Origin of the sequence: Adlercreutzia equolifaciens (genome assembly GCF_029076695.1) — a bacterium.
GTDB classification, from domain to species: Bacteria; Actinomycetota; Coriobacteriia; order Coriobacteriales; family Eggerthellaceae; genus Adlercreutzia; species Adlercreutzia equolifaciens_A.
Genome location: NZ_JARFIK010000059.1, coordinates 1 through 426, shown reverse-complemented (window position 1 = coordinate 426; position 426 = coordinate 1). Strand labels below are relative to the sequence as shown.

Here is a 426-nt window from a genome sequence, read left to right as displayed (position 1 = left end):
GGCGCCGTGGCGTACATCCTGCTGGCTCTTGCTTCTTTCGGCGCGGACCAGGATGCCTCACGACGCATTCAGCGATTTTACTGGCGCCGCTCATGGTGGTGCTGGTGGGTCTTGTGGCTTCCGCAACCCATCTAGGCAATCCTGAGAATGCGCTCTATGTGCTTTCGCGCGTAGGACAGAGCCCTCTATCCACCGAAGTGGCCACCGCCGTAGTGTTTCTCGGCATTGCAGGTGTGCAATGGATGTACCAGTATGCTGAACGATATCGGCGGGGGTTCTCTCGAGGTCTGCTTGTTGCGGCTTCGTTGGCGGCTTTGGGTATGGTGGTGGCCATCGCGTTTGCGTATGCCAGTATAACCGTCCTTAGCTGGAATACCGCGTATGTTCCTTTGCTGACGGGCTTGAACGCCGCGATGTCGGGTCCTC

1 protein-coding gene is annotated in these 426 nt (G+C 58.2%); it reads left to right on the top strand.

All coding sequences use genetic code 11. From position 1 onward, the window contains the following. Positions 1–92 precede the first annotated feature (92 nt). Positions 93–426, top strand: a 334-nt coding sequence (locus PZH32_RS11460; protein WP_275208383.1) for a DmsC/YnfH family molybdoenzyme membrane anchor subunit, incomplete at its 3' end; no start/stop codon positions are given.